Raw genomic sequence first — 24,475 nt, 5'->3', positions numbered from 1 at the left:
AAGGCTGGGCGCGCGCTTGGAGTCACCCCGCATCCCCCAACAGCGAAACGGTCATGATTGCGGCGTCTTTGTGGTGGACGGCACACGCGAGCTGGTTAGGCGATTGGCGCAACCAGGGCAGCCAGTCCTGCTGGACCTCGACGGGCTCCTTGCCGATCGGCAGGCACTGCAAAACCGACTGAGGGGCTGAAGTTCGCCATGGCGGGATAGCTTAAATTTAGACTGGAGCACCTCACGCCTACGGCCTGGGACTCGGGTCCGAGAGGCGTGGGAGGCGCACGCCCGGCGAAGGGGCATTCCCCACCCGGGCGCCTCATTCGTGGCGATCCCCGGCCCCGGGAAGTGCTCGTTCCCACGGGGGCGAGCACTTCCCCTTCAATTGATCAAAAGTCCATGCCGCCGCCGCCGGGAATCGCCGGAGCGGGGGTGTCCTTCTTCGGCTTCTCGGCCACCATCGCCTCGGTGGTGACAAGCAGGCCGGCTACGGAAGCGGCATCCTGCAGCGCCGTGCGCACGACCTTGGCAGGATCGATAACGCCTTGGCCGAAGAGATCGCCGAATTCGTTGGTCTGCGCGTTCCAGCCATAGCCAAAATCGGGCTTTTCGCGAACCCTGCCCACGATAATGGAGCCTTCCGCGCCGCTGTTTTCGGCGATCTGGCGAGCGGGAGCCTCGATCGCGCGCCGCACGATGTCGACGCCGGTCTTCTGGTCCGGGTTGTCTACAGCGACATTGTCGAGCGCCCTTGCTGTCCTGAGTAGTGCCACGCCGCCGCCCGGCAAGACACCTTCCTCGACAGCCGCGCGGGTGGCGTGCAGCGCGTCGTCGACGCGGTCCTTACGCTCCTTGACCTCGACTTCCGTCGAGCCGCCGACGCGGATCACGGCGACGCCGCCGGCGAGCTTGGCGAGGCGCTCCTGCAGCTTCTCGCGGTCGTAGTCGGAAGTGGTCTCGTCAACCTGCACCCGAATTTGAGCAACGCGGCTGTTGATTTCGTCCTTATGGCCGGCACCATCGACGATGGTGGTGTTCTCCTTGTCGATGTCCACCTTGCGAGCGCGGCCGAGCATTTCCAGTGTAACATTCTCCAGCTTGACGCCGAGATCCTCGCTGATGGCCGTGCCGCCGGTCAGGATGGCAATATCCTCCAGCATCGCCTTGCGGCGGTCGCCGAAGCCGGGGGCCTTGACGGCGGCGACCTTCAGTCCGCCGCGTAGCTTGTTGACAACGAGCGTGGCCAGCGCCTCGCCCTCGACGTCCTCGGCGATGATCAGCAGCGGCTTGCCGGACTGCACCACGGCCTCCAGCAACGGCACCAAGGCTTGCAGATTGGCCAGCTTCTTCTCGTGAATGAGCACGTAGGGCTCTTCGAGCTCGACGCGCATCTTGTCTTGGTTGGTGATGAAATACGGGCTGAGATAGCCGCGGTCGAACTGCATGCCTTCGACCACTTCCAGCTCGGTCTCGGCGGTCTTGGCTTCCTCGACCGTGATGACGCCTTCGTTGCCGACCTTCTGCATCGCTTCAGCCAGGAAGCGGCCAATCTCTGCGTCGCCATTGGCCGAAATCGTGCCGACCTGGGCGATTTCGTCGTTCTTCGTTACCTTGCGGGCATTGGCCTTTAAATCGGCGAGGATCGCTTCCACCGCCTTGTCGATGCCGCGCTTCAAATCCATCGGGTTCATGCCAGCGGCGACCGCCTTGGCGCCCTCAGTCACGATCGACTGCGCCAGCACCGTGGCGGTGGTAGTGCCGTCGCCGGCGATGTCGCTGGTCTTCGAAGCAACCTCGCGCACCATCTGCGCGCCCATGTTCTCGAACTTGTCCTCGAGCTCGATCTCCTTGGCGACGGTGACGCCGTCCTTGGTGATGCGCGGGGCGCCGAACGACTTGTCGATGACGACGTTGCGGCCTTTGGGACCGAGCGTGACCTTCACCGCATTAGCGAGAATGTCGACGCCGCGCAGCATGCGGTCGCGGGCATCAGCATGAAATTTCACTTCCTTGGCAGCCATTGGTTCACTCCAGCAAGTAGGCAGTTCTTGTTGACTCTTTGTGTCATGGGTTTCGGTTACGCGGCCTGGCTGGCCGAGGTCGAAACCTCGATGACGCCCAGGATGTCGCTTTCCTTCATGATGAGCAGGTCTTCGTCATCGAGCTTGATCTCGGTGCCCGACCACTTACCGAACAGGACGCGGTCATCGACCCTCACGTCGAGGGGCACGAGCTTCCCGCTCTCGTCGCGAGCGCCCGCGCCGACGGCGATGACTTCGCCTTCCTGCGGCTTTTCCTTGGCGGTGTCAGGGATGATGATGCCGCCGGCGGTCTTCTCCTCGGCCTCGATGCGGCGGACGAGTACGCGATCATGCAATGGACGGAACGTCATGTCGTTCTCCTTCAGGACAAACAGATTGCGAGAGCCTTCCCCGATCCGGGCAGTCAGGACCAGAATGGGGTTCGCGCGACCTTTGCGGCGTCGCGCGCATGCCGAATGCTCCTTTCGTTTCAAGAGGTGGACTGATTGAGGAAATTCCGATGGCCTTCGGTGATTGCGCCATGGGACGATCAACGTCTATCGCGTAGGCGCGCGAGATCAACGTTCGCCCCGGGTCATCCTGAGTGCCGGGTATCTGCGGGTATCGGGTCTGCACGCCGAGGCGTCAGATGCTCATATCAGGCAGATGAGTTCAACTTGCAGCATTGATATGAAGAGAAAGAAGTGTCTTCTTGCCCGTTGAGTGAGGCGACGGGTGATTTTTGTCCGCTGCCACGGATGCGTGTTGATATAGGCAGTAATGCGAAACCTCGATGCTCGGCCACGCTGGCTTTATTTATTTCCATTGCGAATGCCAAAGTCGAAACAATCATGAAAGCCGTTGCCGCCATCGTATAGGTCATCTGTTTTCTCCATTCCTGGTGTACAACCTTCATCTGTTTGCGCCCTGAATAAGTCACATCAGTCAGGCATGATACCTGTTTAAACGTTGGCACATGAAACGACCGTTTTGATAAGTGTCAGAGGTGAAATAGCAAGCTTCATGCCAGATGCAGCGATCTTGATTTTCAATTGGTTACACCAAATCTCGCGTCGCAATTTTGTCGGCTTCCTTGCAGGAATTTGAGGGAACCGTACCTCCCGATATTTTGTCAGTGTTGAGGCCTATCACAGTTACGGCCCCTGTCCCGACGCACTGAGCGATGCGGCCGTATGATGTCTCAATGTCGAGGCTCAAACAAATCCTGTCACCATTGAACGAAATCTGTCGCGCATTGAACATAAGAACTGTACCCGAAACGTCTGCGTTTCCTGCTCGGCTTTTCTCAAGGCAACCGCGATCCAAGGTCGACCGGACAACTGGAGTTTAACCCGGAGCCGCGTCATCAGATGGCACGTCACTTGCGTAGGCAAACTGGAAACGTGGTGACGGTCTACAGACTGGCGGAGATAGATTTATGGCGATTGGCTCAAAAATGGCGGCATCACACTCGCTCCGGTAAGTAAAACTCCTAAAAATACTTATCGCTTGAGAGTACTATTTAGCTTGGCCGCCTTTGTTCTTAAACCATTGTCATGAGAGGTTGGTCATCCCGCGCATTGCGCCTCGCGTTTTGATCGTGGGGATAGCGGAGGGGTCGCTCTTGACGTCCTTCCGCTTTTTTATCTTTGAACGGAGATCAAGAATGAACATCATGAGCCTTCTTGTCGGCTCAGCTGCGGCCCTGATTGCAGTTTCCGATGCCGGTGCCGTCGACGTGATCGTCGCCGAGCAAGACTCGGCCAAATACGTCAAGATCTGCGACGTCTATGGGACGGGCTATTACTATATCCCAGGCACCGAAACCTGCCTGCGCATCGGCGGCTATGTCCGCTACGAAATCGGCTTTGGTGACGCCGGGTCGTTCGATGGTGCGAAGGCAACCGACCGCAAAGACGGCAGCACCAACGCTGCCTGGCAGAACAATGCCCGCTTCACGCTAAAGACCTGGACCAATCAGGAAACCGAGTTCGGCACGTTGAAGACCTATACCGAAACCCGCGTGAACTTCGGGAACCGTACCGCGTATTCGGATCAGGGCCGTCAAGATTATGCTTCCAACAGAGACCTCGGTCTGACTTTCGCCTGGATTCAGCTTGGTGACCTCCGAGTCGGCAAGGACTGGTCGGCCTTCGACATGTTTATCGGCTATCCTGCCAACGTGCTCAATCAGATGCTCGTTCCCTACGGCGATCTCGATACTAACGTCGTCCAGTACTATTTTGATGCCGGTAACGGCTTCTCGGCCGTAGTCTCGCTTGAAGAAGGCGAAGGCGCGGTCGGCACCGTCGACAGCTACGTTCCGCACATAGTCAGTGGCCTGAAATACACACAACAATGGGGCGCGATCACCGGCGTCGCTGCCTATGACAGCAGCTACAAATCGGTGGCCGGAAAGCTTCGCGTTGACATCAATGTCACCGACGAACTGTCGCTATTCGGAATGTTCGGCTACGGCTCCAATGGCAAGCTCTACGATGATTCCACCAACGCAATCGACGCTCACGGCCGCGGCTTCTACAAAATTTGGGGCGGCAACTGGGCTTTCTGGGCAGGCTCCACTTACAAGTTCAACGAGATAACCACGTTCAACCTTCAGCTCTCGGGTGATCAGCTCGAGAACTATGGTGTCGCTATCAATGTCGCCTATTCTCTTGTTCCCGATTTCACGATTACAGCTGAAATCGACTATAACCGCTACGGCGACTTCGCCGTCAACGTGGCTGACCCTTCCATCGTGAATAGGACTAACGCCGACAAAAAGAACAGCGTCGGCGGCATCCTGCGTTTCCAACGCTCATTTTAAGGGCATGAGATGCTGCATCTGGCTGGAGTGAGCCCATCCAAACGTCGCATGGGAGCGAGGCGACATTTGTCGCCCGGGTGCATGGCGGCGATACATGGGCTTGTTTCGGTGCTGCAAGGAAGTCTCACGGTCGCCCTAAGCCAGAGACAATGTCGTTGCACCCAGGCCGGGGACGTCGGGTTCGTTATCGGTATGCGGCACTCTATGCCGAGACCGCCATCTCCGGCAAATGCGCCTGATGGCGGTCGGCGCTTTGACGCCGCTGCTTACTTTGGAACTGACGCGGGGATTTTCCGGACCACCGACAAGCTGGATCAAGATCTACAGCCTAAATGCTTCGGAATACCTATCCAGACGATACAGGTCGGATATGCGAGCGTTGGTCAACGCATCAGCCGCCTATGAAGCAGGCCCAGCGACAGGATGAACGGGATCACTATGTAGATGCAAAGCGCACCGATGTGCAGGCCGACGCTTTCAACTGAGCGTCCAAGCAGCGTCGGACGAATGAGATCGATGGAATGTGACAGCGGCAAGAAACGCGACAGCCGCTGAATTGAGTCGGGTTGTTGCGTGAGCGGAAAGAGCGCGCCGGACAAGAACAGCATCGGGGTGACGACAAGGGTCTGGTAGAATATGAAATAGTCGTAGCTGGGTGCAAGGGCCGTGACAATCATGGCTAAGCTCGCGAAGGCAAAGCCCGTAAGCGCGATGAATGGCAAGGCATAGAGGACGGACGCCCATTTCGCATAGCCTAGCATCGCAGCAACAACAGTAATTCCTATACCGGCCACAAGGGCCTTGGTGGCTGCCCACGCCAATTCACCTAGAACGATATCGCCAAGAGAAAGTTGTGTACACAGGATCGCTTCCCAGGTTCCGCCCATACGACCGTAGACCGCATAAAGCGTTTCGAAGGTCGACGCAGTCATCGCGCTTGCGGCGACCATCCCCGCTGCCAGAAAGGCGATGTACGATGTACCCTCAACATGCCCTACCATTATTCCGAAGCCGGTGCCCAGGCCAAAGAAGTAGATCATTGGATCGGCGAGGCTGCCGAGAATTGAAGCAAGCGCAACCTTCTTCCACGCCAGATAATTGCGACGCCACACCGCAATCCAGTTCCACCCATTGGCGGGCAGAACTGTCGCATAACGTTCCCACATCCGTCTAATCCCTCATTTCCCGACCAGTGAGCCGCAAAAAGACATCCTCAAGATTGGGCGGCCGCTCTAGAAGTCGCAGGCCGGGCCGCTCACGAAGTTGTGCGCGGATCTGATCCGGATTGGTCGCATAGCAGAAGAGGGTCTCTCCACTCACTTCCAAGCGCCGAGCATAAGGCCTGACCAGCGTGCTCAGCTCACGCGGGTTACCACCGTATATCTCAACCACCTGACAGCCGATCTGCTCCTCAATCAGCACATGAGGTCGACCTTCGGTAATCTTGCGCCCTTCTTCAAGGATGCATAACCGATCGCACAGCCGCTCTGCTTCATCCATGAAATGGGTCGTCAGGAGAATCGTCTTGCCGCGTGCCAACAGGTGCCGTAACCGTTCCCAGATCAAGTGGCGCGCGTGCGTGTCGAGACCGGTAGTCGGCTCGTCCAATATCAGGAGCTGTGGGTCGTTGATGAGTGCACGCGCAAGCGTCAGGCGCCGCTTCATGCCGCCAGACAGATCCGCAACGCGCGAGTTCGCTTTGCTCTCGAGGCGCGCGAAATCGAGCAGAGATGGGATGACTGCTTCGATCTCGCGCGTGCTCATCCCGAAGTAACGACCAAACACCATCAGGTTCTCGCGCACCGTGAATTCCAGATCAAGGTTGTCGAACTGCGCAACCACGCCGATGCCGCTGCGTGCCAGGCGAGCCCTTTCTGGCACAGGTACTCCGAGCACAGCGATGCTGCCTGCGTGAGGCGGTGTCATGCCGAGGACCATACGCACGATTGTGCTTTTCCCCGCCCCGTTCGGCCCCAGCAGACCGAAGCACTCCCCGGCCGCAACCGTGAACGAGAGCCCGTCGACAACGGACCTGCCGCCATATGACTTTCTTACCCCCGCAAGATTAATCGCCGGGACTGAAACACAGTCAGCTGGAGAATGTTCTGCGTCTACATGCCCGTCGTTCTCCTGCTCGAGCGGATTCGGACCGCACCGGGACCGACCATCCGCGGTCGATTTCTGATGCAGTAAATTCATGCCCCGACTCAAGCTCGTCCATCTAGAGTAACGCAAGTATCACCCGTCACTTCGAGGGCCCTGAGGCACCGCCAGCCTTTGCCTTTGAAGGACGTTCAGTTTCTCATCACTATCGGCTACGCTGGCCACGGATCCGCGCGACAACCAATCGCTGTTGCTCAATGTACACAACGCATAGGCTTTCAAGGGAAGTAAGAGAAAGATGTTGATGAGTGTGTGCAGCGAGAACGCGAGAAATCGAAGTTGGCCCGCTCGCAGGGCCACTACGCTGCAGCGTATCGCGGTCATGGATCCAATCATGAGGATTGTCGACCAGGGAACCGTGGCGGTCAGTGCCAATTGTGCGAGCCCCGTCAGCACCGAGAGGGCGAGAAGTAGCGGACCAAGGTTCTGACCGATCACGTCCAGCGTCAGATAGCGATCGAGACCAGATAGTAGACGCAGCCCAAGCAAGGTGTCCCGGAACGTACTCCTTGCCCAGCGCAGTTGTTGGCGCAGATACGGTTTTAGCCTATTTGGAACGACGGTGGCCGCGATGGCGTCGGGGACGTACTCCGTTTGAAAGCCTGCCTTCAGCATAAGGATCGTGAGATGGCGATCCTCGCCGAAGTCGCTTGGCTTGCCCCTAAAGAATTGCGTCTCATATTGATCGAGCAGCAAAAGGAGCGCGGACCGTCGGTACATGGCACAGGGGCCGCAGCAACACATTACAGCGCCGAAGCGAGCCTGCGCCGCTCGCTCCTCGTTGCAAGCAAGCCAATACTCCATATCGATCAAACGTGTCAGCCAAGTGTCGCTGCGATTGCTAGCCACGAGCTGCCCCATTGCCGCGCCTATCGCGGGATTCTTCATCTTCAGGACAAGTCTGGAAACGACGTCGGACGCGATTGTGGTATCCGAGTCCACGTTGAGCACCAAATCTCCCGACGAACGCCGTATCGCGGCAATCTGCGCTTTACGCTTTCCGACGTTCTTTGGCAGTAAAATGAAGTGAAACTTCGGGTTATGCGCATAATGCGCCTGCACGGATAGGACGGCATCCCGATTGGCAGAACCGTCATCGACTACATAGACCCGCACCTCTCCCGCATAATCTTGATCCGCAATGGAGGCCAAGCAAGCACAAAGCGTCCGCGGCTCCTCATTGTAGCTCGGCACAATGACATCCACGCTCGGCAGCGTGTCGGAAGCGGCGGCACTTCCAGGCGCAGATGACAAGTTCGGTGGCAAGGCATAAATGGCTTGCATGCCTTTGTAAGCAGTCGAGAGCAGCGCATATAAAGCAATGGCCACGCTGCTGGTGGTACCGAGCAGATCCATGGAAATACCGTTCGTTTGATGATGCTAAGCAAGCGAGCGGATTGAAAATCCGCAGTCATGCAAGGCAGGGATTATACGAGATAGCGCCTCTACCGTCTGATCGCGCAGGCTGCCCTGAGTGCCCGGCTTCGACTCGCCGGGAGGGCATCCGTCATGCAGAAGGACAATCGCGCCGGGGTGGACCGATGCCAAGACTGACTCGACAATGGCATCGACCCCGGGGCTAGACCAGTCGCGAGGATCCACCGACCAGTGCACGGGCGTCATTTCGGCCTTGGTTGAGACAGCAAGTACTTCTTCTGTCCAGGCTCCAAATGGCGCTCGCATGTGTCGCACCGAGGCGTCGGGGCATGCCATCCGGATAGCACTGTTTCCCTCAAGTATTTCGCGTTCTATTTCACCGGGACCGCATGTAGACAGGTCCAAATGAGTCATCGTGTGGTTAGCGACCTCGTGCCCTTCGGCAACCATACGTCGGATGAGTTCCGGTCGGTCTTTCGCGTAAGCACCAATGACGAAGAAAGTCGCCGGCACACGGTGTTCCGCCAGCAGATCCAGAATCTGGGGAGTGGACAGCGGATTTGGGCCATCGTCGAAGGTCAGGTAAACGTTACGATCTTCGGCGCCATCGGCGGAGAGACGCGGCACTTCGCATTTGCAATTCGGTTGTTTCACAGCTCTGGACCATTCCTGTCAATGAACGTTCCGGAGGGCCACTCGCTCATTGGACGTCCGATCGGAAAAACAACAACGAGTTGCTCCTCGAACCGCGTTGGGGGCAGGTCGAGGTACACATCTGCGAGGGTGGAGCGGACGCGAACGTCCGGAAGGATGGTCGCCAGACCGTCTTGGCAGAGCCTAGCAACACGCTTGAAGAGAGCGTGCCGCACAGTGCCGAACAGAAATGGAACTTCAAGCTGCCGAAGTGTAGGGACCAACGCCCGCATCGAATGAGCGAGTCCACGCCCTTCCAGGTCTGGGCGGACTCCCCACAGTCCTAGTTCACCCACCAATTGGTCAGTCTCTCCAACTTTGATGAAGCGGCGTAATACTCCAATGTGAGCCGCCACACCGCGCGAGTCGTAGCCGACGATACGCAGCTCGGGCCGTGCCCCGGCCCAGCTGCGACCATTCTCAAATGGTTTTGCGTTAAAGGCACCCGTTGGCCCATAGGTCGCTCGAAAAAACTCACAAAGCTCTGTGTGGTCGGAGAGGTCTAACTCGCTCTCCCAGCACTGTGTCCACCGGACCTGCATGTGCGTGCTCCTGGCACCGCTCCGAACTTGGGACCGGTGTATTTTTACTAATTCAGAGCCTTCTAATAGCTCTCCGCGCCGCAGGTAAAATTGATTCTTTGGATCATTTTTATCCAAACGGTGAATGTCTCGCGGCTTGGAGCATGTCATGGGAATGCAGGGGTTGCCCCGTCGTCGAAGGCTTTTCTGGTGATATCCACCACATGGATAAAACCCATCAACACAATCAATTTTACAAATTCTGACCCGACCCATTAGAACACGCTAAATTCGACAGGAAGCGAGTGCATCGTCGTCAACATTTGCGAGTGGCGCGATAAGGGTGGGCAGTGCTGCGGGAGCTCTTCTGCTCCACGCCGCAGTGTTACGGAACCCACAACGGTGTCCGACGTCGCGGCCGACTCGTGAGGGAATCACCAGATGCAACTTCGTTTCCTTCTCTGAAACGAGACTATCAAGAATGCAGGTTAGCGGATTGAAGAAGCGCCGGTTTGTCGTCTCTCGCAGGCGTACGGGTTTCGGTGACTGTCTGTGGTCGCTTGCGGCGGCCTGGCACTACGCTCGGCGGTCGGGGCGGACGCTAGTCATCGACTGGCGCGGATCCTGCTATCTCGATCGACCCTTCACAAATGCCTTTCCGGTGTTCTTCCAGCCGATCAAAGACATCGCTGGCGTATCGGTTGTTTGCGACGACCGGATCAATGATTTTTCCTTCCCGGGACCATTCTTCCCAGCGTCGTGGAATAGGTCATCGCTCGACTGCGTTTACCGTCCAGATGAGCAGATCTTCCAAGAGCGCGAGGAATTAAGCGATCTCTTCAAGGCTGAGCACGATGTCGAAGCGAACACGGTCGTGTGTGACGCTTGTTTGATGTGGCGTTGTGATGAGGATGCCGAGCGGCAGGTGTTCCAGAGTGTCAAGCTCCGGCCCGAAATTCAATCACGCATAGACGCCATCTATCAGGAGCGTTTTGAGGGACACAGCATAATCGGAGTTCATGTTCGGCATGGTAACGGTGAAGACATAATGGACCATGCCCCATACTGGGGTGATCCGGAGCTCGCCGTTCGCCAAGTGCGCACCGCGATTGATGAAGCTAAAGCGTTACCGCACTCAAGGCCTGTCCGGGTGTTCTTGTGCACGGACAGCGAGCAGGTCCTGGATCAGGTGTCGGCAAGGTTTCCCAATCTTCTCACCGTCCCCAAGCGTTTCCGATCTGACAGGGCGGGTCCTTTACACACCGCAGCACAAGGCGTTGACGGTGGAATTTCCGCCCTCGTTGAGATGTATCTTCTCGGGCGCTGCGACACCGTCATTCGTTTTCCCCCGACAAGCGCCTTTAGCCGATATGCGCGCCTTTTCGTACCCCGGGTAATTGAGTTCGATCTGAAGGACCCAAGACGTTTGATTTTGATAGAAAACAGTCACATCTCTGGCCCCGGCCGAGACGCGCTCTGGCGGCCATTCAGCGAATGCAAGGAACAGGCATAGGGCCATTAGTTGTGCTCAACGGGATGCGGGCCAAGTCATACGCCTTATGTCCCGCGGCCGACGTCTAAAAGGCACCAAGGCGCGACAGTGTGGGGGCACTCCCATTACGCATGGCGTACCGCTGGCGCCGTCTGATGATCTGCGCCAGCGAGGGATGATCTCGCTGGAGAACCCGGGCAGTCACCCAAACGCCTCGCGCCAAGCAAACACATCGGAGATTTCGAAGGTGGCAAACCAAAAAATAGCTTTGATAACGGGCATAACGGGACAGGATGGGGCATACCTTGCGGAACTGCTGTTGGACAAAGGCTACATAGTTCACGGCATAAAGCGTCGTTCATCATCATTCAACACCGGACGAATTGAGCACATTTATCAGGATCCGCACGATCCTGAGGCCAGACTTTTTCTCCACTATGGAGATATGACGGATGCAACCAATTTGCTGCGCATTATTCAGCAAGCCCAACCGGATGAAATCTACAACCTTGCCGCGCAAAGCCACGTCCAGGTAAGCTTCGAGACCCCTGAATACACCGCCAACGCGGATGCGATAGGTACATTGCGCATGCTGGAATCTATCCGAATTCTTGGATTAAGCAGTCGGACGCGGTTTTACCAGGCGTCATCTTCAGAGTTATATGGGTTGGTTCAACAGGTCCCCCAGAACGAAAAAACACCGTTCTACCCGCGTTCACCTTACGCTGCCGCTAAACTCTACGCGTACTGGACTGTCGTAAATTATAGAGAGGCTTACGGCATCCACGCATCCAACGGTATTCTTTTCAATCACGAAAGCCCACTTCGTGGTGAAACATTTGTCACGCGCAAGATTACGCGAGCCGCGGCAGCAATCAGTCTCGGCAAACAGGAAGTGCTTTACCTCGGCAATCTCGACGCTCAACGTGATTGGGGCCATGCTCGCGAGTATGTGCGCGGCATGTGGATGATGTGTCAGCAAGATAACCCTGACGACTATGTCCTGGCTACGGGCGTGACAACATCTGTCCGCACGTTTGTGGAATGGGCATTTGACGAAGTCGGAATGACGATTGAATGGCTGGGAGAAGGCATCGAAGAACGAGGTATTGATGTCGCCACAGGCAAATGCATCGTGGCGGTAGATCCGCGTTACTTCAGACCGACGGAGGTAGATCTTCTCTTAGGCGATCCGACCAAAGCCCAGCAGGTCCTGGGCTGGAGACACGAGACGAGCGTAAGGGAGCTTGTCCGCGAAATGGCCAGGGAAGATCTGAAGTTAATGAACGGCACGTCACACTATGAGGGTCGGATTTGATGTACTCGCTGAGCGGGAAACGAGTTTGGGTTGCAGGACACCGAGGCATGGTCGGCAGCGCCATAGTACAGTCGCTTGCTTCAGAAGATTGCGACGTCATCGTTGCGGATAGACAAACCCTTGATCTAACGCGGCAAGAGGACGTTCTGCAATTTCTGTCAAAAGAAAAACCGGACGCCGTCGTAATGGCTGCGGCGAGGGTTGGCGGCATCCTGGCAAACTCGACTATGCCCGCCGATTTCATCTACCAGAACCTGATAATGGAGGCCAATGTCATCGACGCCTCGTTTCGAAATGGCGTTGAGAAGCTTGTTTTTCTGGGGTCGAGTTGCATTTATCCGAAGTACGCTTCGCAACCCATCAAAGAAGACGCGCTCCTGACTGGTCCGCTCGAGCCGACGAACGAATGGTACGCGATCGCAAAGATCGCCGGCATTAAGTTGTGTCAGGCCTACCGCATGCAATATGGCGTGGACTTCATCTCGGCCATGCCGACGAACCTCTATGGTCCTCGCGATAACTTCGATCTTAGCTTAGGACATGTTCTGCCGGCATTGATACGCAAGGCACACGATGCAAAGGTCAAAAACCTAGATCGGATGTGTGTATGGGGAAGCGGAACGCCCCGTCGGGAGTTCTTGTACTGTGAAGATTGTGCCGACGCCTTGATTTTCCTGCTTAAACATTACTCTGAGGCAGAACACATTAACGTAGGTTTCGGCAGCGACATCACTATTCTTGAGCTTGCACGAGCCGTTTGCGATGTCGTTGGCTTTAAAGGTGATATAGAACTTGATGTCTCCAAGCCGGACGGAACGCCGAGAAAGCTTATATCCAGCGAAAAACTGCTAGGGATGGGGTGGCGCCCTAAAACATCCATCGAGGTGGGAATTGCCAAAACTTATGACTGGTTTATCCGAAATGTAGCGGACAGACAGACTGCGGTGAGCGGGCTGGGAGCACCTCCCGCAGCAGAACCGCCGGCTTCGGAGTTCACCCGTCAAATCCGGACGTATCTCACCTAGCGTCCGACGGCTGGAAAACGCAACAGCGGATTGAGCGCCGGAACGAAGACGGCAGTGAGGATCAGTCCATCGGCAATGATGAACCGGCCGCGAAGCTCCCATGCATGATCTCTGGCCGGCCGGAATGTGTGAGGGAGGCGAGCACGAAATTTGCCTTCGTCGGGCATGATAGCGACCACGGCATCCTCGAAGCCTAGCCATTCACGTGTGAGCGGGAACCATGCCTTGAAGATGCTTTCCTTGGCACTGAAAAGCAACCGGTCCCAATTGAGGCAGCCGGACGCGTTGGCCAGCCAATACCGTTCCTCGTCAACCGAGACGAGCTGCAATACGCCAGATGGCAACTCCTCGTCGACTTCCGCATCGATTCCAAGCGCAGCGCAGTCTTCATGGCGAGCGACGGCGGCAGCATAGAATCCAGCACAATGTGTTATGCTGCCAACCACACCAGGTGGCCAAAGCGGCTCACGGTCAGGTCCCCTTGGGATTGCGCAAGGAGGAACGCCGAGCTTGGACAATGCCGCTCTGGCGCAGGCGCGCCCGAGCGAGAATTCACGTCTTCTGCTCTCGGCCGTGGTGGCGATTGCACTCTCTTCTTCGGCCATCACCGGGACAGTGCCGACATTCGTTGCTCGACAGGTTTGCACAGCAACATATGGGGGGAGCAAACTATCCAGATGTCCTCGCTTTCTCGACCACGACCGGGTGCCCCATGGGGGCGCGCTGCGGCCAACTCCCGACCTTTGTCCTCGCCCTTGTTGACGGAGTGACCATTCGTGTGTCCGCACGGACCGGCCTTGTACTGGATCTGGTTCTTCAACCACCATTTGAGGCAGAACCGAAATGATCGCTATTCACGTCAGCGCCACCGTTCCTCCAGCTCAGCGAGGGCATTCTTCAGGACGCCGATCTGACCGCGAATTACAAACAGAGCAATCAGCCCCGCCATCAACTCGGCAACTGCCTGGCTGGCCAGCAGTCCGTCAAAGCCCCAAATAGCTGGAAACAGCAGTATGGCAGGTATGAAAAGATAGCCTTGCCTGGCTAGGGAAACGATGGCGCTAAGCCGCACTCTCCCCAATGACTGAAGCAGGGTGGTCGTAACGCACTGAACGCCAAAGAGGCCGAAGAAAAGATGAAAAACGACACAGGCGTAGACGGCGATATCGATTACATCCACGTTATCGCTGAAAAGCGAAACCACTGGTCGAGCAAATATCAGGACCAGGGCGGAAAAGCTGACTGAAAATGCGACGGTTATGGAAAGCATGAACTTGGCGGCCTTCTCAACCCGGGCGAAATCCTGTGCTCCCCAACCGAAACCAAGCACCGCCTGGGAGCCGATGCAGAAGCCTATAATTGGGAGTGTCCCGATCGTTGACAATCGCGCGGCTATTCCCACAGCGGCAACTGAAGCGTCACCAAATGGTGCGGCGGCGCGGTAGAAGAGCATGAATGCAACGGCAGACAAAATACTGGTGATGGTTGCCGGCGCTCCAACGGCCGCGATCCGTTTGATGCGGCTCATCGTAAAGCTAACGTAAGAAGTTCCGACACGGACAAGCCCACGCTTCTTCAGGAAATATGCCACGTAGAGGCTGATAGCGGCGATCTGGGACAACAGCGTCGCGAGCGCTGCTCCTCGAACGCCCAGACCGAGAAAAAAAATGAAGATAGGGTCGAGCAAGGCATTCAGCGCGAAAGCCGTGATCATGGTCCACATGCTGAATCGTGTATTGCCCTCGGCCCTTACGATGAACCCATTGACCACGTTCAGCAGCATGAGAGTGTAGCCGAACAGCAGCGTCGATGCGTACTCGAGCGCGGCCGGCATGATTGTCGGACTGGTGCCCAGCAAAGCGAGAAGCTGGCGCAGGCTCAGGAGCAGACCGACAGTAAGCGCCAATCCGATCGGAATCGCGAGAGCGAGTGCCAAGCTCGCGCCTCGGTTCGCCTCAAGCGAGTTGCCAGCGCCAAGATTACTAGACACGAATGACGCCGTGCCAACGCCGATACCCTGTCCGATTGCCAAGAGGAGGAGAACTATCGGAAAAGTCATGCTGACGGCGGCGATAGCCTGGGCCCCGAGGGTGCCCACAAACATCGCGTTGACGAACTGCTGCAGCGCATTGATCGATAAGCCAATAATTGAAGGAACGGCGAGTCGGACGATGAGGCGGGAAAGTTTTTCATCGGACAGATCAATGCGCTTTTCCGGTGCTGCCATGCTTCCGATTGCCCTGTTCATCTCCGCGCATCCGACCTATCGTCGGTTGAGCGAACGGCTACCACACTGCAGATGTGTTGATTATCTGGAGCAGTTCCTGGTGCAAGATTGTGCACAGGTTGCGGGTCGTTCCATAGCCGACCTGTCTTTGATCGTATCTCACTTCAATTTGCAGCTCGCCGGCTTCGTATCCGACATTAAACCAGAAGAGGTAGTTCATGGCGGATTGTTTCATATTTTGGCCGATCCAAAGCGAGTGCGGATCTCTGTCTAACAGACGCCGTCGATAATGGTGTTGCAGTTGTGCTCGATAGTTCAGTCCGATTCTCGGCAAAGGCAATTGATCGATACGCTTGCGCACTGCCGGATCCCGGTTCAAGAACTTCATCGCCCGAAAACCGATCCCCCGGCGCGGCAGCGCGTTGCGCTGCCGATATATCGAACGAGCGCGATCTCGAGGGGTGTCCTTCCCTGTCAGATATAAGGGAAGCGGAACCAGTTCGCCGACAAATCCGATGATCTGAGATGGATCGATGTCGTCGAACAATTCACCTCTGGTCGATGTGAGGCTGTCGATCCAGAGCGAGTAATTCCCGAATGCGCGGCCAAATGCCCCTGACAGGGCCGAAAGGACTATATCAAAATCCTCGCATTGTGCAGATCTCGCCGAGACATTGAGAAGTCTGGCCGTCTCCTCCTCGCCGAGCGTTACGCAATATTTGGCCTGATCTTGCCAAAATGGCCTGCAATATTCTTCATTTAACAATCCCTCCAACCGTGCATAATGGAGCCTTCTGGCAGTTTCATCCAAAAATTCCGCAGTGCCCGATCCGCTATCGCTCACATGCAGATCGAGCAGATCATATCGAATCCCCTCCCAATGTTCGAGTTCGGTTGGCGCTTCGCTATCTGCGTAATGGCCCAATCGCTCTAGCCAGTGAGAGAGAGACGTCGTCTCTTGATCCACAATGGTCCCGCCTGCGGCTAGCGTATTGTAGGCCGTTTCCAGTGCATTTAGGAACAGTCGGTACCCAGTCCCGTCCACCACGAAGTGATGCATCAAAACAAGCAGATAGTAATCGCCGCGCTCTGATGTCCGGAAGGCTGAAAGCCTGACAAGAGGGGTCTCGCCATCAAACCGAAAGCTGGTTTGACGCTCTGCGCAGGCGCCTTCGATGATCGTCAGCTGTTCTGCCGTGGTTATGCCGACCAGATCTATTTCCTCCACGAGGGGATTGGGTACCGATCCGATTGCCTGGGATAGGCCGCTCTCGGTTTGGACTATTCGAAGTCTCAGTCCTTCGTGCCGACCAATGACATGAGCAAGGGCGTCTTCAAGGATTGATAGATTCAAAACGCCTGCGGACAGGAAGAAGAGGTCGCCTATGTTGTAGTGCTCGCCTAGCCCGACAAGACTGTTCAAAGAGGAGACGGCAGGAGTCACTCGCATCGGTCCAGCGGGGACCTCATAGGCAGAGTTCGTCGTGGCCGATGCGATCTCCTTGGCCAATTCCCGAATGGTCGGTGTTCTGTAGAGTTGGGCGACGGTCAAGCTCAGCCGGGCTTTACGCGCTAATGTAACGCAACGCACGCTCAGAAGAGAGTTTCCGCCAATATCAAAGAAACTGTCATCGATCCCGATGGATTTGACGCTCAACAATTCCTGCCAGATCCCGGCGAGAAGTCGCTCCCGTTGCGTGCGCGGCTCAGGGGATTGCACACCCCGAAGCTCGCGCGACCGGACAGATGAGAGACGGCAACGATCTATTTTCCCGCTCGCCGTGAGTGGCATGTGGTCCACAATGCGGAACTCGGATGGTATCATGTAAGGTGGCAATTCCTGCCGTAGGTGATTCACCATATCTCGCGAGGTAAGGCTGTCGTCGGTTAGGACCACAATGGCCACCAGTCGGCGATTATCGTCCGCCCCTCGAACGATTGCGGTGGCCCTGGCAATTCCAGGATGCGCTTCAAGGGCGGTTTCGATTTCCTCCAACTCGATTCGGAAACCGCGGAGCTTGATTTGGTTGTCCGATCGACCGCAGATCTCCAGAAGACCTTCGGCTGTGACGCGAGCGACATCGCCACTGCGATAAAGAAGGCCGTATTGGCCGTTGTCGTATGGATTGGCCACGAAACTTTGCTTCGTTCGCTTGCGGTCCCGCCAGTACCCGGTGCTTAGGCAGCGTCCCGCGACGCACAGTTCGCCTGCTACCCCAACGGGAACCCGCTCAAGCTGTGCATTGAGCACGTAGATTTTCACATTGTCGATCGGGCGCCCGATCGGCACGACTTTAGAGCCATCGTCGGTCTCCGATGTTGCATAGACTGCCGCATTGGACGCGCATTCCGTTGCGCCATAAAAATTCCATAACGGCACATCCGGAAAGCATTCGCGCCAACGAGAAGGAAGCGATGGCGGCATTGGTTCAGCACTGCTTGTGACCAGGCGCAGGCTGGTCGCTTGCGCATGTCGCTTTTGGGAGGCGATCAGACCGGACAGAATGGGCGGGGAGGCGAACAATCGAGTCACGCGATGCTTCGTCAAGGTACTCAACAAGAGGTCGGGGTCGAGCAAATATTCATCGGTCAGGATCAGCGTCGGGATGCCCCTCAGGAGGCCTCCAAAATACTCCCATGCTGCTGCAACAAGTGCCCCCGACTTCTGAACGACGGCCACCTCGGCGTCATCAAACGGAAAGCATCGCCACATCCAGTTCAGTCGATTGAGGATTGCGGTCTCAGGTATGAGAACGCCTTTCGCTTTACCCGTGGAGGATGACGTGTAGATCAGGCTCGCTGCGTGGTTATGACGCCGCTCCACCTCGCAGTGCGACGCCCGAGTGGGGCAGGATCTGGCCTGCAGGGAGGACACGCTAACGGACGGGACGCCGAAATCGATCTCTTCATCCGCGCTGGCGTGGATCAGGAGCTTGGCACGGCTATCTCTGATGATGTGGCTGATCCGTTCCTTCGGGTAATCTGGCGATATAGGCACGACAGTCGCCTGCATGGCTCGGATGGCCAAAGTTGTAGCGGCCACATCTGGTGAGCGATCGATCAGCATGGCGACCATGTCGCCCTGCCCTACCTCGCAGGTACGCAGAGCGGACTGGATCGCCGCCATGCGCTCGCGCAGTTGGCCAAACGTGACTTCTCCGAACTCGCCGAAATACGCCACCCGGTCGTTCTTAGCGCTGACGTGATCGAAGGCCTCCACGAGCGAAGGCTCGTTTTCATATGCCTGCTCGGGGCCCTTGAGCGCGTCCAGCACGGCGACCTCCGAGGGGCACAGGCAGTTCAGGGCGACTATCGGCTCAGCAGGGCTATCGACACAGGCAGCAATAAGCTGGCGAAGGTTGGCAGCCATGCGAGCGATCAGGTCACCTGAAAAAATGTCTTCTGCATATGCCAGTTGCAGCGCGATCTCATCGCCCTGGTCTTGCGCATATAGGGTAAGGTCGAACTTCACATAGCCTGTGTCATACTCGCGAAATGTCAGATCCAAATCGTGTTCGGCCGGCGGCTCCTGCGGTTCGGAATACATATTGAACATGACCTGGAAGATCGGAGATCGCCCAGCTTCGCGGTACAATCGGGCGTCCCTCACCATCCAACTGAAAGGATACGCCGAATTCGCGATGGCATCGCTGACAAGGGCTTGCACACGCGTCACGTGAGCCACAAAGGACTTGTTGACATCGATCGTGGTCCGGATTGGCAGCATATTGAGGAAGAAACCAACGATCTCCTCGGTGCCTGTCTGGTCGCGCACGACGTGCGGTATACCGACAATGACGTCGTCCTGGCCGCTATACATCCGCAACAGGAGCTTAAAGCATGCCAACAGCATCGTGGATGTGGTGCACCTGTGCCGATGAGCAAAACGCCTTACTTGATCCGACAGTTCTTCGCCAAGCGGAACCGCATGCGAGGCCCCGCGGTAGGAATTTCCTTTCGGCCGGGGTCGATCGCTCGCTAGCAAAAGCGCGGGCGGATTGTCGCCAATCTGCCCACGCCAATAGCGCTGCTGCTCAACCAGCGATTCCGGTGTGACGTGTACAGCCTCCCAGAGCGCATAGGCCGAGAGCGACACACGATGCTGTGGAGGAAACGGGGAAGCATTGGAGTATCTCGTTCGCAGGTCTCTGAGCAGGATCGAGATTGACCAGGCATCTATAATGATTTCGTGCGCGGTTATCAGTATTAGATGATCGTCTGGGGCAAAGCGGATCATGCGCGCACGAAACAAACGGCCCTGGCTGAGATCAAAGGCGTCATTGAGCTCGGTCTGCCGCATCTCCGCCACAAGCGCCTCAGCCTCTTTTGGCGTAAAGTGATCAGCGTGAACCAATTCTAAGTTGGGGTGCGGATTGTCAAAAATCTGGACAGGCCCGTCGTCGTCGCTGAAACGAGCCGAGAGCGCATCGTGGGCCCCGACGACATCGATCCAAGCTTCATTGAAGGCAGTAGGATCGATTGCTCCTCGTATGCGCAGGCCACCTTGAATGATGTAGTTCTTCGCCTCCGGATCGAGCTGCCAGAGGAACCACAGGTGTTCCTGCACCCGTGTCAGCGTTGACCGTCCGTGCTCCTGGCCCGCGGGAGGCATGTTGTGCGTGGTTTCCGATCGGCTGGATAGCGATGCTGCCAGCGACCTGACGGTCCCATTTAGCACCAGCCTGAAATCCATCTTCGCCCCGAACTGCCTCTGCAGCCGGGCTAGTACAAGCATCGCCCGCAGCGAGTCCCCGCCAAGGTCCATAAACCGGTCATTCACGCCGATACCTTTGATGCGAAGAACGCTGGACCAGATATCTCGCAGCCTGCTTTCCATCTCCGTCTTTGGTTCCTCGAAGGAATTCGGCAGCTGAGGGCGAATAGTTGTGGGGTTCGGCAAAGCTGCAAAGTCGACTTTCCCGTTTCTGGTAATTGGAATGCGATCGACATGAATGATGCGGTCCGGGACCATGTAGGCAGGAAGCATTTCGGCAACGAAGCTTCGGAGTTCGCTTTCCCTGACTTCGGGAGAGGCCGACACGTAGGCCACTATCCGTCTTGGCCTGTTGCCTCCGTCGGCCTTCGTTATGTCTCTTGCTGCAAGCTTCACGCCTTTATTGACGGGTGCTACGGCGACGGCGCCACTGACCGAAGGATGGGCGCAGAGCCGAGACTCGATCTCTCCAAGCTCGACCCGGTGCCCCCGGATCTTGACCTGACGGTCTCGTCTGCCAAGACATTCCAGCAGCCCGTCAGCTCTGAAGCGTCCGAGATCACCAGTTTTATAGAGGCGCCGATGGGATGGGTGGCTGGAGAACGGGTTTGGAAAAAAGGCATCTTTGGTACGCGCGCAATCATTGATGTAGCCAGCAGCGACACCCACTCCGCTGACACAGATCTCGCCGACTTCGCCCGTCCTGCACAGCCGCCATCCATCGGCGACATAGACTTCAAGATTGGAGATCGGCCGACCGATCGGTACATAGGTGTCAGCTGCACCAGGCGGGATAGAAACCACATGGTGGGTGACCCCATCAGCACATTCTGTCGGGCCATAGTGATTGAGAATTGGGACTTGGGGATACAGTGCCAACCACGCGCGCGCCAAGGCAGGCGTCAGCGGCTCGCCGACCGTTGAGATCATGCGCAAGGCACTGAAGGCTCGCTCGTCGACCGGGAGTGTCTGCAGATACTCAACAAATATGGCAAGCACCGATGGGACGAATTGAACAATCGTGACGCCCTGTTCCCTGAGCGCCTTGAGAAGAGCGATCGGAGATCTAAGCGTGGCATCGTCGATAATCGCGACGCGGCTTCCAACGCATAGCCCTGCCAAGAGCTGCCACAGCGAGATGTCGAAGCAATGCGAAGCAGTTTGAGCGATGCAGTCCGTTTCGGTCAGCTCGAGCGCATCGATCTTGGCCGTCAAATGGTTGTTTAGTCCAGCGCGCTCGACCATCGCACCTTTTGGCCAACCCGTCGAACCGGATGTAAACAAGATGTAAGCCAGGCCGCGTTCAGTCGAAGAGGGCATCACGGAAGCGGCACCGTCCCCTATTAGCGCGGTCTGCACCGTCATGAATTCTCGATTGCCATGGCTGTTTTGTTGAACCAGGGCTTCCGGTCGCTCTTTCCCGATAATCAGAGTGCATCCACTCTGCTCGACCATGAATGAAGTGCGGGAGGCAGGTAAAGATGGATCGAGCGGCAAGTATGTCGAGCCGCCCTTCAGGATTGCGATTACTATAGCCGCCCAATTGGGATCTCGTTCACCCCAATAGCCCACGATCGCTCCCACCGCGCAGCGCTCCCGCAGAGTGCTCGCGATGCTGGCCGACATGACGCGCAGCTCACCATAGGTGAGTTCCGCCGCGCCATGCGTAATCGCGATTCTGTTCGGAAACGATGCTCCGATTTCATCGATAGCCGCGATCACATCGGTGAACCGACGGCCGACCAGATTGTACTTCTCACGTGGATTTTCGTTAAACATGCGAATCCAGCTCTGCGCCGCTAGTTGCGCGGCACTCGAAACCTACAATTTTTGGGGTATGCCCCGTTCTGGGAGTCCAAGTTGCGCCGGCGGTCTCGGTCGACCACGAACAAGGTCGGAATTCCCACAGCCCGGGCCATCCAAAGCTTGTTCGTTTCGCCTGCGCGGTCGAGCGCGATCCGATAGATCAGATTCGGACCATCTCTATCTGCCGCGCGTCGAATTTGGTCCGCCCCTTAATCCCGTCAGAGCGTGTTCATTGGTGCGACTACGACCTCAAGTTTGCAGCCTGTAGTTCTGCTGCATCCGCACCAGATGGTGCACGGCCGCCACATGGTCCGCACCAAGTTACGCAAGATGCTTCGATTGCCAGGGCTGGAAATTCGTGAAGGGCTGCTGCCCAGTCGGCCAGGTCTCCACTTTAATCGAAGGAACCGGGGCTCTATCTGCAAGACCATGTTGCTCTCCAAGGCTATTGCCAAAGGCTGCGCGACGCTATGCGCGAGACGAGGCAGCCCTCACGCAATGTTCCCGTATCTCAGTGAGCAAACGCCGTGCCAACGCGCGCAGCGGAGAAAGCACATGATGCGCTTCGAAAATCCACAATGTCCAAGATGGCAGGCGTAATGAACCTGACATGTTACTGTCAGGTTTTGGACACGCGTCACGAGCATCGCACCGCCAGAGAAGCGTGGCCAGCTACGACGTAGTTCGGCGCTAGGAAGCCGACACCGGTTGGGAGAATGGGCGGCGGCCGCCGCGATCAGATGGAGGCCAAGGTCGACCAAGCGCTACTGAAAGCTCGGACGGCGATCGCGATGATGCGGTGACGCGCGCCACCGGATCATTTGCCATATTCAGCACTTGTCGATTTGGCCACCTGTTGCCCTAGTCACCGCATGATTAGCACGTCGCCAAATCCCGTCGAGGCGTTGCAACAGATCTTTCAAAGAAATTCATAGACTCTTAGCAACTCCAAACTGCTGTAAATGGTACGCTAGCCGAGACGTGTAATGTCAGCAGACATGCAAGATGCGGAGAATGCCAATGACAATGTCCGAAGGACGAGTGCCCCATTTTTCTATGTGACTTGATGCTTACCGATGATGACACTTGTCAGTCGCCTTCGCACGGCAGCGCATCTTGATCGCCTTCGAATACTGGAGCTTTGCGCGCATGCGGACTTAACTGTCTGTGAACTGGCTGAGATTCTAGGTCTGCGTCGCGAGCGGGTTGTGCAACATGTTCGGCTACTCGCCAGAGCCAAGTTTCTTTGCAGCGACGAACAACGCCCGTGGCGCTCGTACCACCTCAAAGCAGGAGGCAAGGACGGTGGGCTGGTTCAGTTTCTGGTCGATCTCCTGCCGCACGCCGATGGCTATCATGAACGAGACCTACAGCGACTCGAAGCGATGCAAGGCGAGCGGTCTAAAGGGACTGCCTGCCTGATCGTGAAATAGTTCAATCCAGTTGGAGCGCGAACCCACGATGGACATTTCCGCCGACAGCACCGCCCAACCCGACGCACGTGTGCGGTCTCCGTTGGCCGCGGTTGATGGCCGGGTTCACGAACTGCTTCTGAGACAGGAGCGGCAGGAGCGGACGACGCTCAAACTGATTGCTTCCGAGAATTTTGCCTCTTCGGCCGTGCTGGAAGCGACCGGCTCGATTTTCACAAACAAGTACGCCGAGGGGTACCCGGGTGCCCGCTATTATGAGGGAAACGAGATTGTCGATGAGCTTGAGAAGCTCGCAATTGAACGCCTGAGGGCGCTATTTGGCAGCGAACACGCCAACGTCCAACCTTATTCCGGCTCGCCGGCGAACCAAGCTGTCTCTCGTGCACTTTTGAGTCCGGGAGACAAAGTGATGGGCTTGCCTCTCCCCAGTGGCGGTCATCTGACTCATGGATGGGCGGTCAACTTCTCGGGTATTGATTATAAACGCGTTCCCTATCGGCTTCACGAAGAGACCCAGCAAATCGACTATGATCGCTTGCGCGAGACGGCCAAGCAGGAACGGCCGAAACTCATTTGGGTCGGCGGAACTGCTTACCCTCGTGTCTTTGACTACGCCACGATGGCCGAAATCGCGTCGGAGGCGGAGTCCTATCTCGTCGCCGACATCGCGCACATCAGTGGCCTGATCGCCGCAGGAGCGCATCCCAATCCCGTGGCATATTGCGACGTCGTCAGCAGCACGTCTCATAAGTCAATACGGGGGCCGCGCGGGGGCTTCATTCTGTCAAGAAATGAAGATCGCTATCAAGCGGCGTATCATCCAAACAGCAAAGTCAATCTCGCCAAGCGAATAGATCGGGCGGT

Annotated in this window: 18 protein-coding genes; 7 read left to right on the top strand and 11 right to left on the bottom strand. The window is 56.8% G+C overall.

The features are described 5' to 3' along the window. A partial coding sequence (locus AC0YKC_RS32890; protein WP_488514101.1) for a Ulp1 family isopeptidase occupies positions 1–190 on the top strand: 190 nt, incomplete at its 5' end. A 193-nt stretch (positions 191–383) separates the two neighbouring features. Here AC0YKC_RS32890 and groL read toward each other — a convergent pair. The 3 genes from groL to AC0YKC_RS32875 form a co-directional block, all read right to left on the bottom strand. After that, positions 384–2,015 carry a chaperonin GroEL gene (gene groL / locus AC0YKC_RS32885; RefSeq protein WP_488514100.1) on the bottom strand — a complete coding sequence of 544 codons (1,632 nt, stop codon included), beginning with the start codon at positions 2,013–2,015 and terminating at the stop codon, positions 384–386. A gap of 56 nt (positions 2,016–2,071) precedes the next feature. Further along, entirely contained in the window at positions 2,072–2,386 is a 315-nt protein-coding gene (gene groES / locus AC0YKC_RS32880) for a co-chaperone GroES (RefSeq protein ID WP_488514099.1), read from the bottom strand. A gap of 287 nt (positions 2,387–2,673) precedes the next feature. Further along, positions 2,674–2,898: a hypothetical protein gene (locus tag AC0YKC_RS32875; protein ID WP_488514098.1), complete on the bottom strand. Its 225-nt coding sequence runs from the start codon at positions 2,896–2,898 to the stop codon at positions 2,674–2,676. Positions 2,899–3,681: 783 nt separating this feature from the next. On the opposite strand from AC0YKC_RS32875, the gene AC0YKC_RS32870 reads away from it, so the two are divergent. After that, on the top strand, positions 3,682–4,842 hold the full coding sequence (locus AC0YKC_RS32870) for a porin (RefSeq protein ID WP_488514097.1): 1,161 nt from the start codon (positions 3,682–3,684) through the stop codon (positions 4,840–4,842). 383 nt (positions 4,843–5,225) lie between these two features. On the opposite strand, the gene AC0YKC_RS32865 is transcribed toward AC0YKC_RS32870, so the two are convergent. The 5 genes from AC0YKC_RS32865 to AC0YKC_RS32845 are packed head-to-tail and all read right to left on the bottom strand — an operon-like array spanning position 5,226 to position 9,617. Next, positions 5,226–6,008 carry an ABC transporter permease gene (locus AC0YKC_RS32865; protein WP_488514096.1) on the bottom strand — a complete coding sequence of 261 codons (783 nt, stop codon included), beginning with the start codon at positions 6,006–6,008 and terminating at the stop codon, positions 5,226–5,228. A gap of 4 nt (positions 6,009–6,012) precedes the next feature. Beyond that, a complete protein-coding gene (gene nodI, locus AC0YKC_RS32860; RefSeq protein ID WP_488514095.1) occupies positions 6,013–7,041 on the bottom strand; it encodes a nodulation factor ABC transporter ATP-binding protein NodI in 1,029 nt (342 codons plus the stop codon). 39 nt (positions 7,042–7,080) lie between these two features. Beyond that, on the bottom strand, positions 7,081–8,361 hold the full coding sequence (gene nodC / locus AC0YKC_RS32855) for a chitooligosaccharide synthase NodC (RefSeq protein ID WP_488514094.1): 1,281 nt from the start codon (positions 8,359–8,361) through the stop codon (positions 7,081–7,083). A gap of 24 nt (positions 8,362–8,385) precedes the next feature. Next, positions 8,386–9,036 (bottom strand): chitooligosaccharide deacetylase NodB, encoded by a 651-nt coding sequence (nodB, locus tag AC0YKC_RS32850; RefSeq protein WP_488514093.1) that lies wholly within the window; start codon positions 9,034–9,036, stop codon positions 8,386–8,388. Next, the gene (locus tag AC0YKC_RS32845) at positions 9,033–9,617 is read right to left on the bottom strand and encodes a NodA family N-acyltransferase (protein WP_488514092.1); all 585 of its coding nucleotides are present in this window, start codon (positions 9,615–9,617) and stop codon (positions 9,033–9,035) included. Before AC0YKC_RS32845 ends, nodB begins: the two co-directional genes overlap by 4 nt. 460 nt (positions 9,618–10,077) lie before the next feature. On the opposite strand from AC0YKC_RS32845, the gene AC0YKC_RS32840 reads away from it, so the two are divergent. The 3 genes from AC0YKC_RS32840 to fcl all read left to right on the top strand — a co-directional run bounded on the left by AC0YKC_RS32840 (position 10,078) and on the right by fcl (position 13,431). Next, complete coding sequence (locus tag AC0YKC_RS32840) at positions 10,078–11,109, top strand: nodulation protein NodZ (protein ID WP_488514091.1); 1,032 nt, start codon at positions 10,078–10,080, stop codon at positions 11,107–11,109. A 226-nt stretch (positions 11,110–11,335) separates the two neighbouring features. Next, complete coding sequence (gene gmd, locus AC0YKC_RS32835; protein WP_488514090.1) at positions 11,336–12,406, top strand: GDP-mannose 4,6-dehydratase; 1,071 nt, start codon at positions 11,336–11,338, stop codon at positions 12,404–12,406. Beyond that, a complete protein-coding gene (gene fcl, locus AC0YKC_RS32830; protein ID WP_488514089.1) occupies positions 12,406–13,431 on the top strand; it encodes a GDP-L-fucose synthase in 1,026 nt (341 codons plus the stop codon). Before gmd ends, fcl begins: the two co-directional genes overlap by 1 nt. Here fcl and AC0YKC_RS32825 read toward each other — a convergent pair. The 3 genes from AC0YKC_RS32825 to AC0YKC_RS32815 all read right to left on the bottom strand — a co-directional run bounded on the left by AC0YKC_RS32825 (position 13,428) and on the right by AC0YKC_RS32815 (position 22,151). Beyond that, positions 13,428–14,036, bottom strand: coding sequence for a 4'-phosphopantetheinyl transferase family protein (locus tag AC0YKC_RS32825; protein WP_488514088.1), 609 nt, complete (start codon positions 14,034–14,036; stop codon positions 13,428–13,430). The genes fcl and AC0YKC_RS32825 overlap by 4 nt on opposite strands. Before the next feature lie 254 nt (positions 14,037–14,290). Then, the gene (locus AC0YKC_RS32820) at positions 14,291–15,679 is read right to left on the bottom strand and encodes an MATE family efflux transporter (RefSeq protein ID WP_488514087.1); all 1,389 of its coding nucleotides are present in this window, start codon (positions 15,677–15,679) and stop codon (positions 14,291–14,293) included. Positions 15,680–15,716: 37 nt separating this feature from the next. After that, a complete protein-coding gene (locus AC0YKC_RS32815) occupies positions 15,717–22,151 on the bottom strand; it encodes an amino acid adenylation domain-containing protein (protein ID WP_488514086.1) in 6,435 nt (2,144 codons plus the stop codon). 1,103 nt (positions 22,152–23,254) lie between these two features. Between AC0YKC_RS32815 and AC0YKC_RS32810 the strand changes: the two genes are divergently transcribed. Together AC0YKC_RS32810 and AC0YKC_RS32805 are read left to right on the top strand one after the other, a co-directional pair. Beyond that, on the top strand, positions 23,255–23,611 hold the full coding sequence (locus AC0YKC_RS32810) for an ArsR/SmtB family transcription factor (RefSeq protein ID WP_488514085.1): 357 nt from the start codon (positions 23,255–23,257) through the stop codon (positions 23,609–23,611). A 28-nt stretch (positions 23,612–23,639) separates the two neighbouring features. After that, the coding region (locus AC0YKC_RS32805) for an aminotransferase class I/II-fold pyridoxal phosphate-dependent enzyme (RefSeq protein ID WP_488514084.1) at positions 23,640–24,475 on the top strand (836 nt) is incomplete at its 3' end.

The sequence above is a fragment of the Mesorhizobium sp. CNPSo 4661 genome (assembly GCF_057784215.1).
The sequence above is the reverse complement of the archived record's forward strand: the minus strand, read 5'-3'. Positions and strand labels throughout refer to the sequence as shown.

Excerpts from the sequence above, each read along its gene's own strand:
- groL (WP_488514100.1), bottom strand. The coding sequence starts at position 2,015 with ATGGCTGCCAAGGAAGTGAAATTTCATGCTGATGCCCGCGACCGCATG.
- nodI (WP_488514095.1), bottom strand. The coding sequence starts at position 7,041 with ATGAATTTACTGCATCAGAAATCGACCGCGGATGGTCGGTCCCGGTGC.
- AC0YKC_RS32865 (WP_488514096.1), bottom strand. The coding sequence starts at position 6,008 with ATGTGGGAACGTTATGCGACAGTTCTGCCCGCCAATGGGTGGAACTGG.
- nodC (WP_488514094.1), bottom strand. The coding sequence starts at position 8,361 with ATGGATCTGCTCGGTACCACCAGCAGCGTGGCCATTGCTTTATATGCG.
- AC0YKC_RS32820 (WP_488514087.1), bottom strand. The coding sequence starts at position 15,679 with ATGAACAGGGCAATCGGAAGCATGGCAGCACCGGAAAAGCGCATTGAT.
- fcl (WP_488514089.1), top strand. The coding sequence starts at position 12,406 with ATGTACTCGCTGAGCGGGAAACGAGTTTGGGTTGCAGGACACCGAGGC.
- AC0YKC_RS32875 (WP_488514098.1), bottom strand. The coding sequence starts at position 2,898 with ATGACCTATACGATGGCGGCAACGGCTTTCATGATTGTTTCGACTTTG.
- AC0YKC_RS32870 (WP_488514097.1), top strand. The coding sequence starts at position 3,682 with ATGAACATCATGAGCCTTCTTGTCGGCTCAGCTGCGGCCCTGATTGCA.
- AC0YKC_RS32845 (WP_488514092.1), bottom strand. The coding sequence starts at position 9,617 with ATGCAGGTCCGGTGGACACAGTGCTGGGAGAGCGAGTTAGACCTCTCC.
- groES (WP_488514099.1), bottom strand. The coding sequence starts at position 2,386 with ATGACGTTCCGTCCATTGCATGATCGCGTACTCGTCCGCCGCATCGAG.
- AC0YKC_RS32815 (WP_488514086.1), bottom strand. The coding sequence starts at position 22,151 with ATGTTTAACGAAAATCCACGTGAGAAGTACAATCTGGTCGGCCGTCGG.
- AC0YKC_RS32810 (WP_488514085.1), top strand. The coding sequence starts at position 23,255 with ATGATGACACTTGTCAGTCGCCTTCGCACGGCAGCGCATCTTGATCGC.
- AC0YKC_RS32840 (WP_488514091.1), top strand. The coding sequence starts at position 10,078 with ATGCAGGTTAGCGGATTGAAGAAGCGCCGGTTTGTCGTCTCTCGCAGG.
- AC0YKC_RS32825 (WP_488514088.1), bottom strand. The coding sequence starts at position 14,036 with ATGGCCGAAGAAGAGAGTGCAATCGCCACCACGGCCGAGAGCAGAAGA.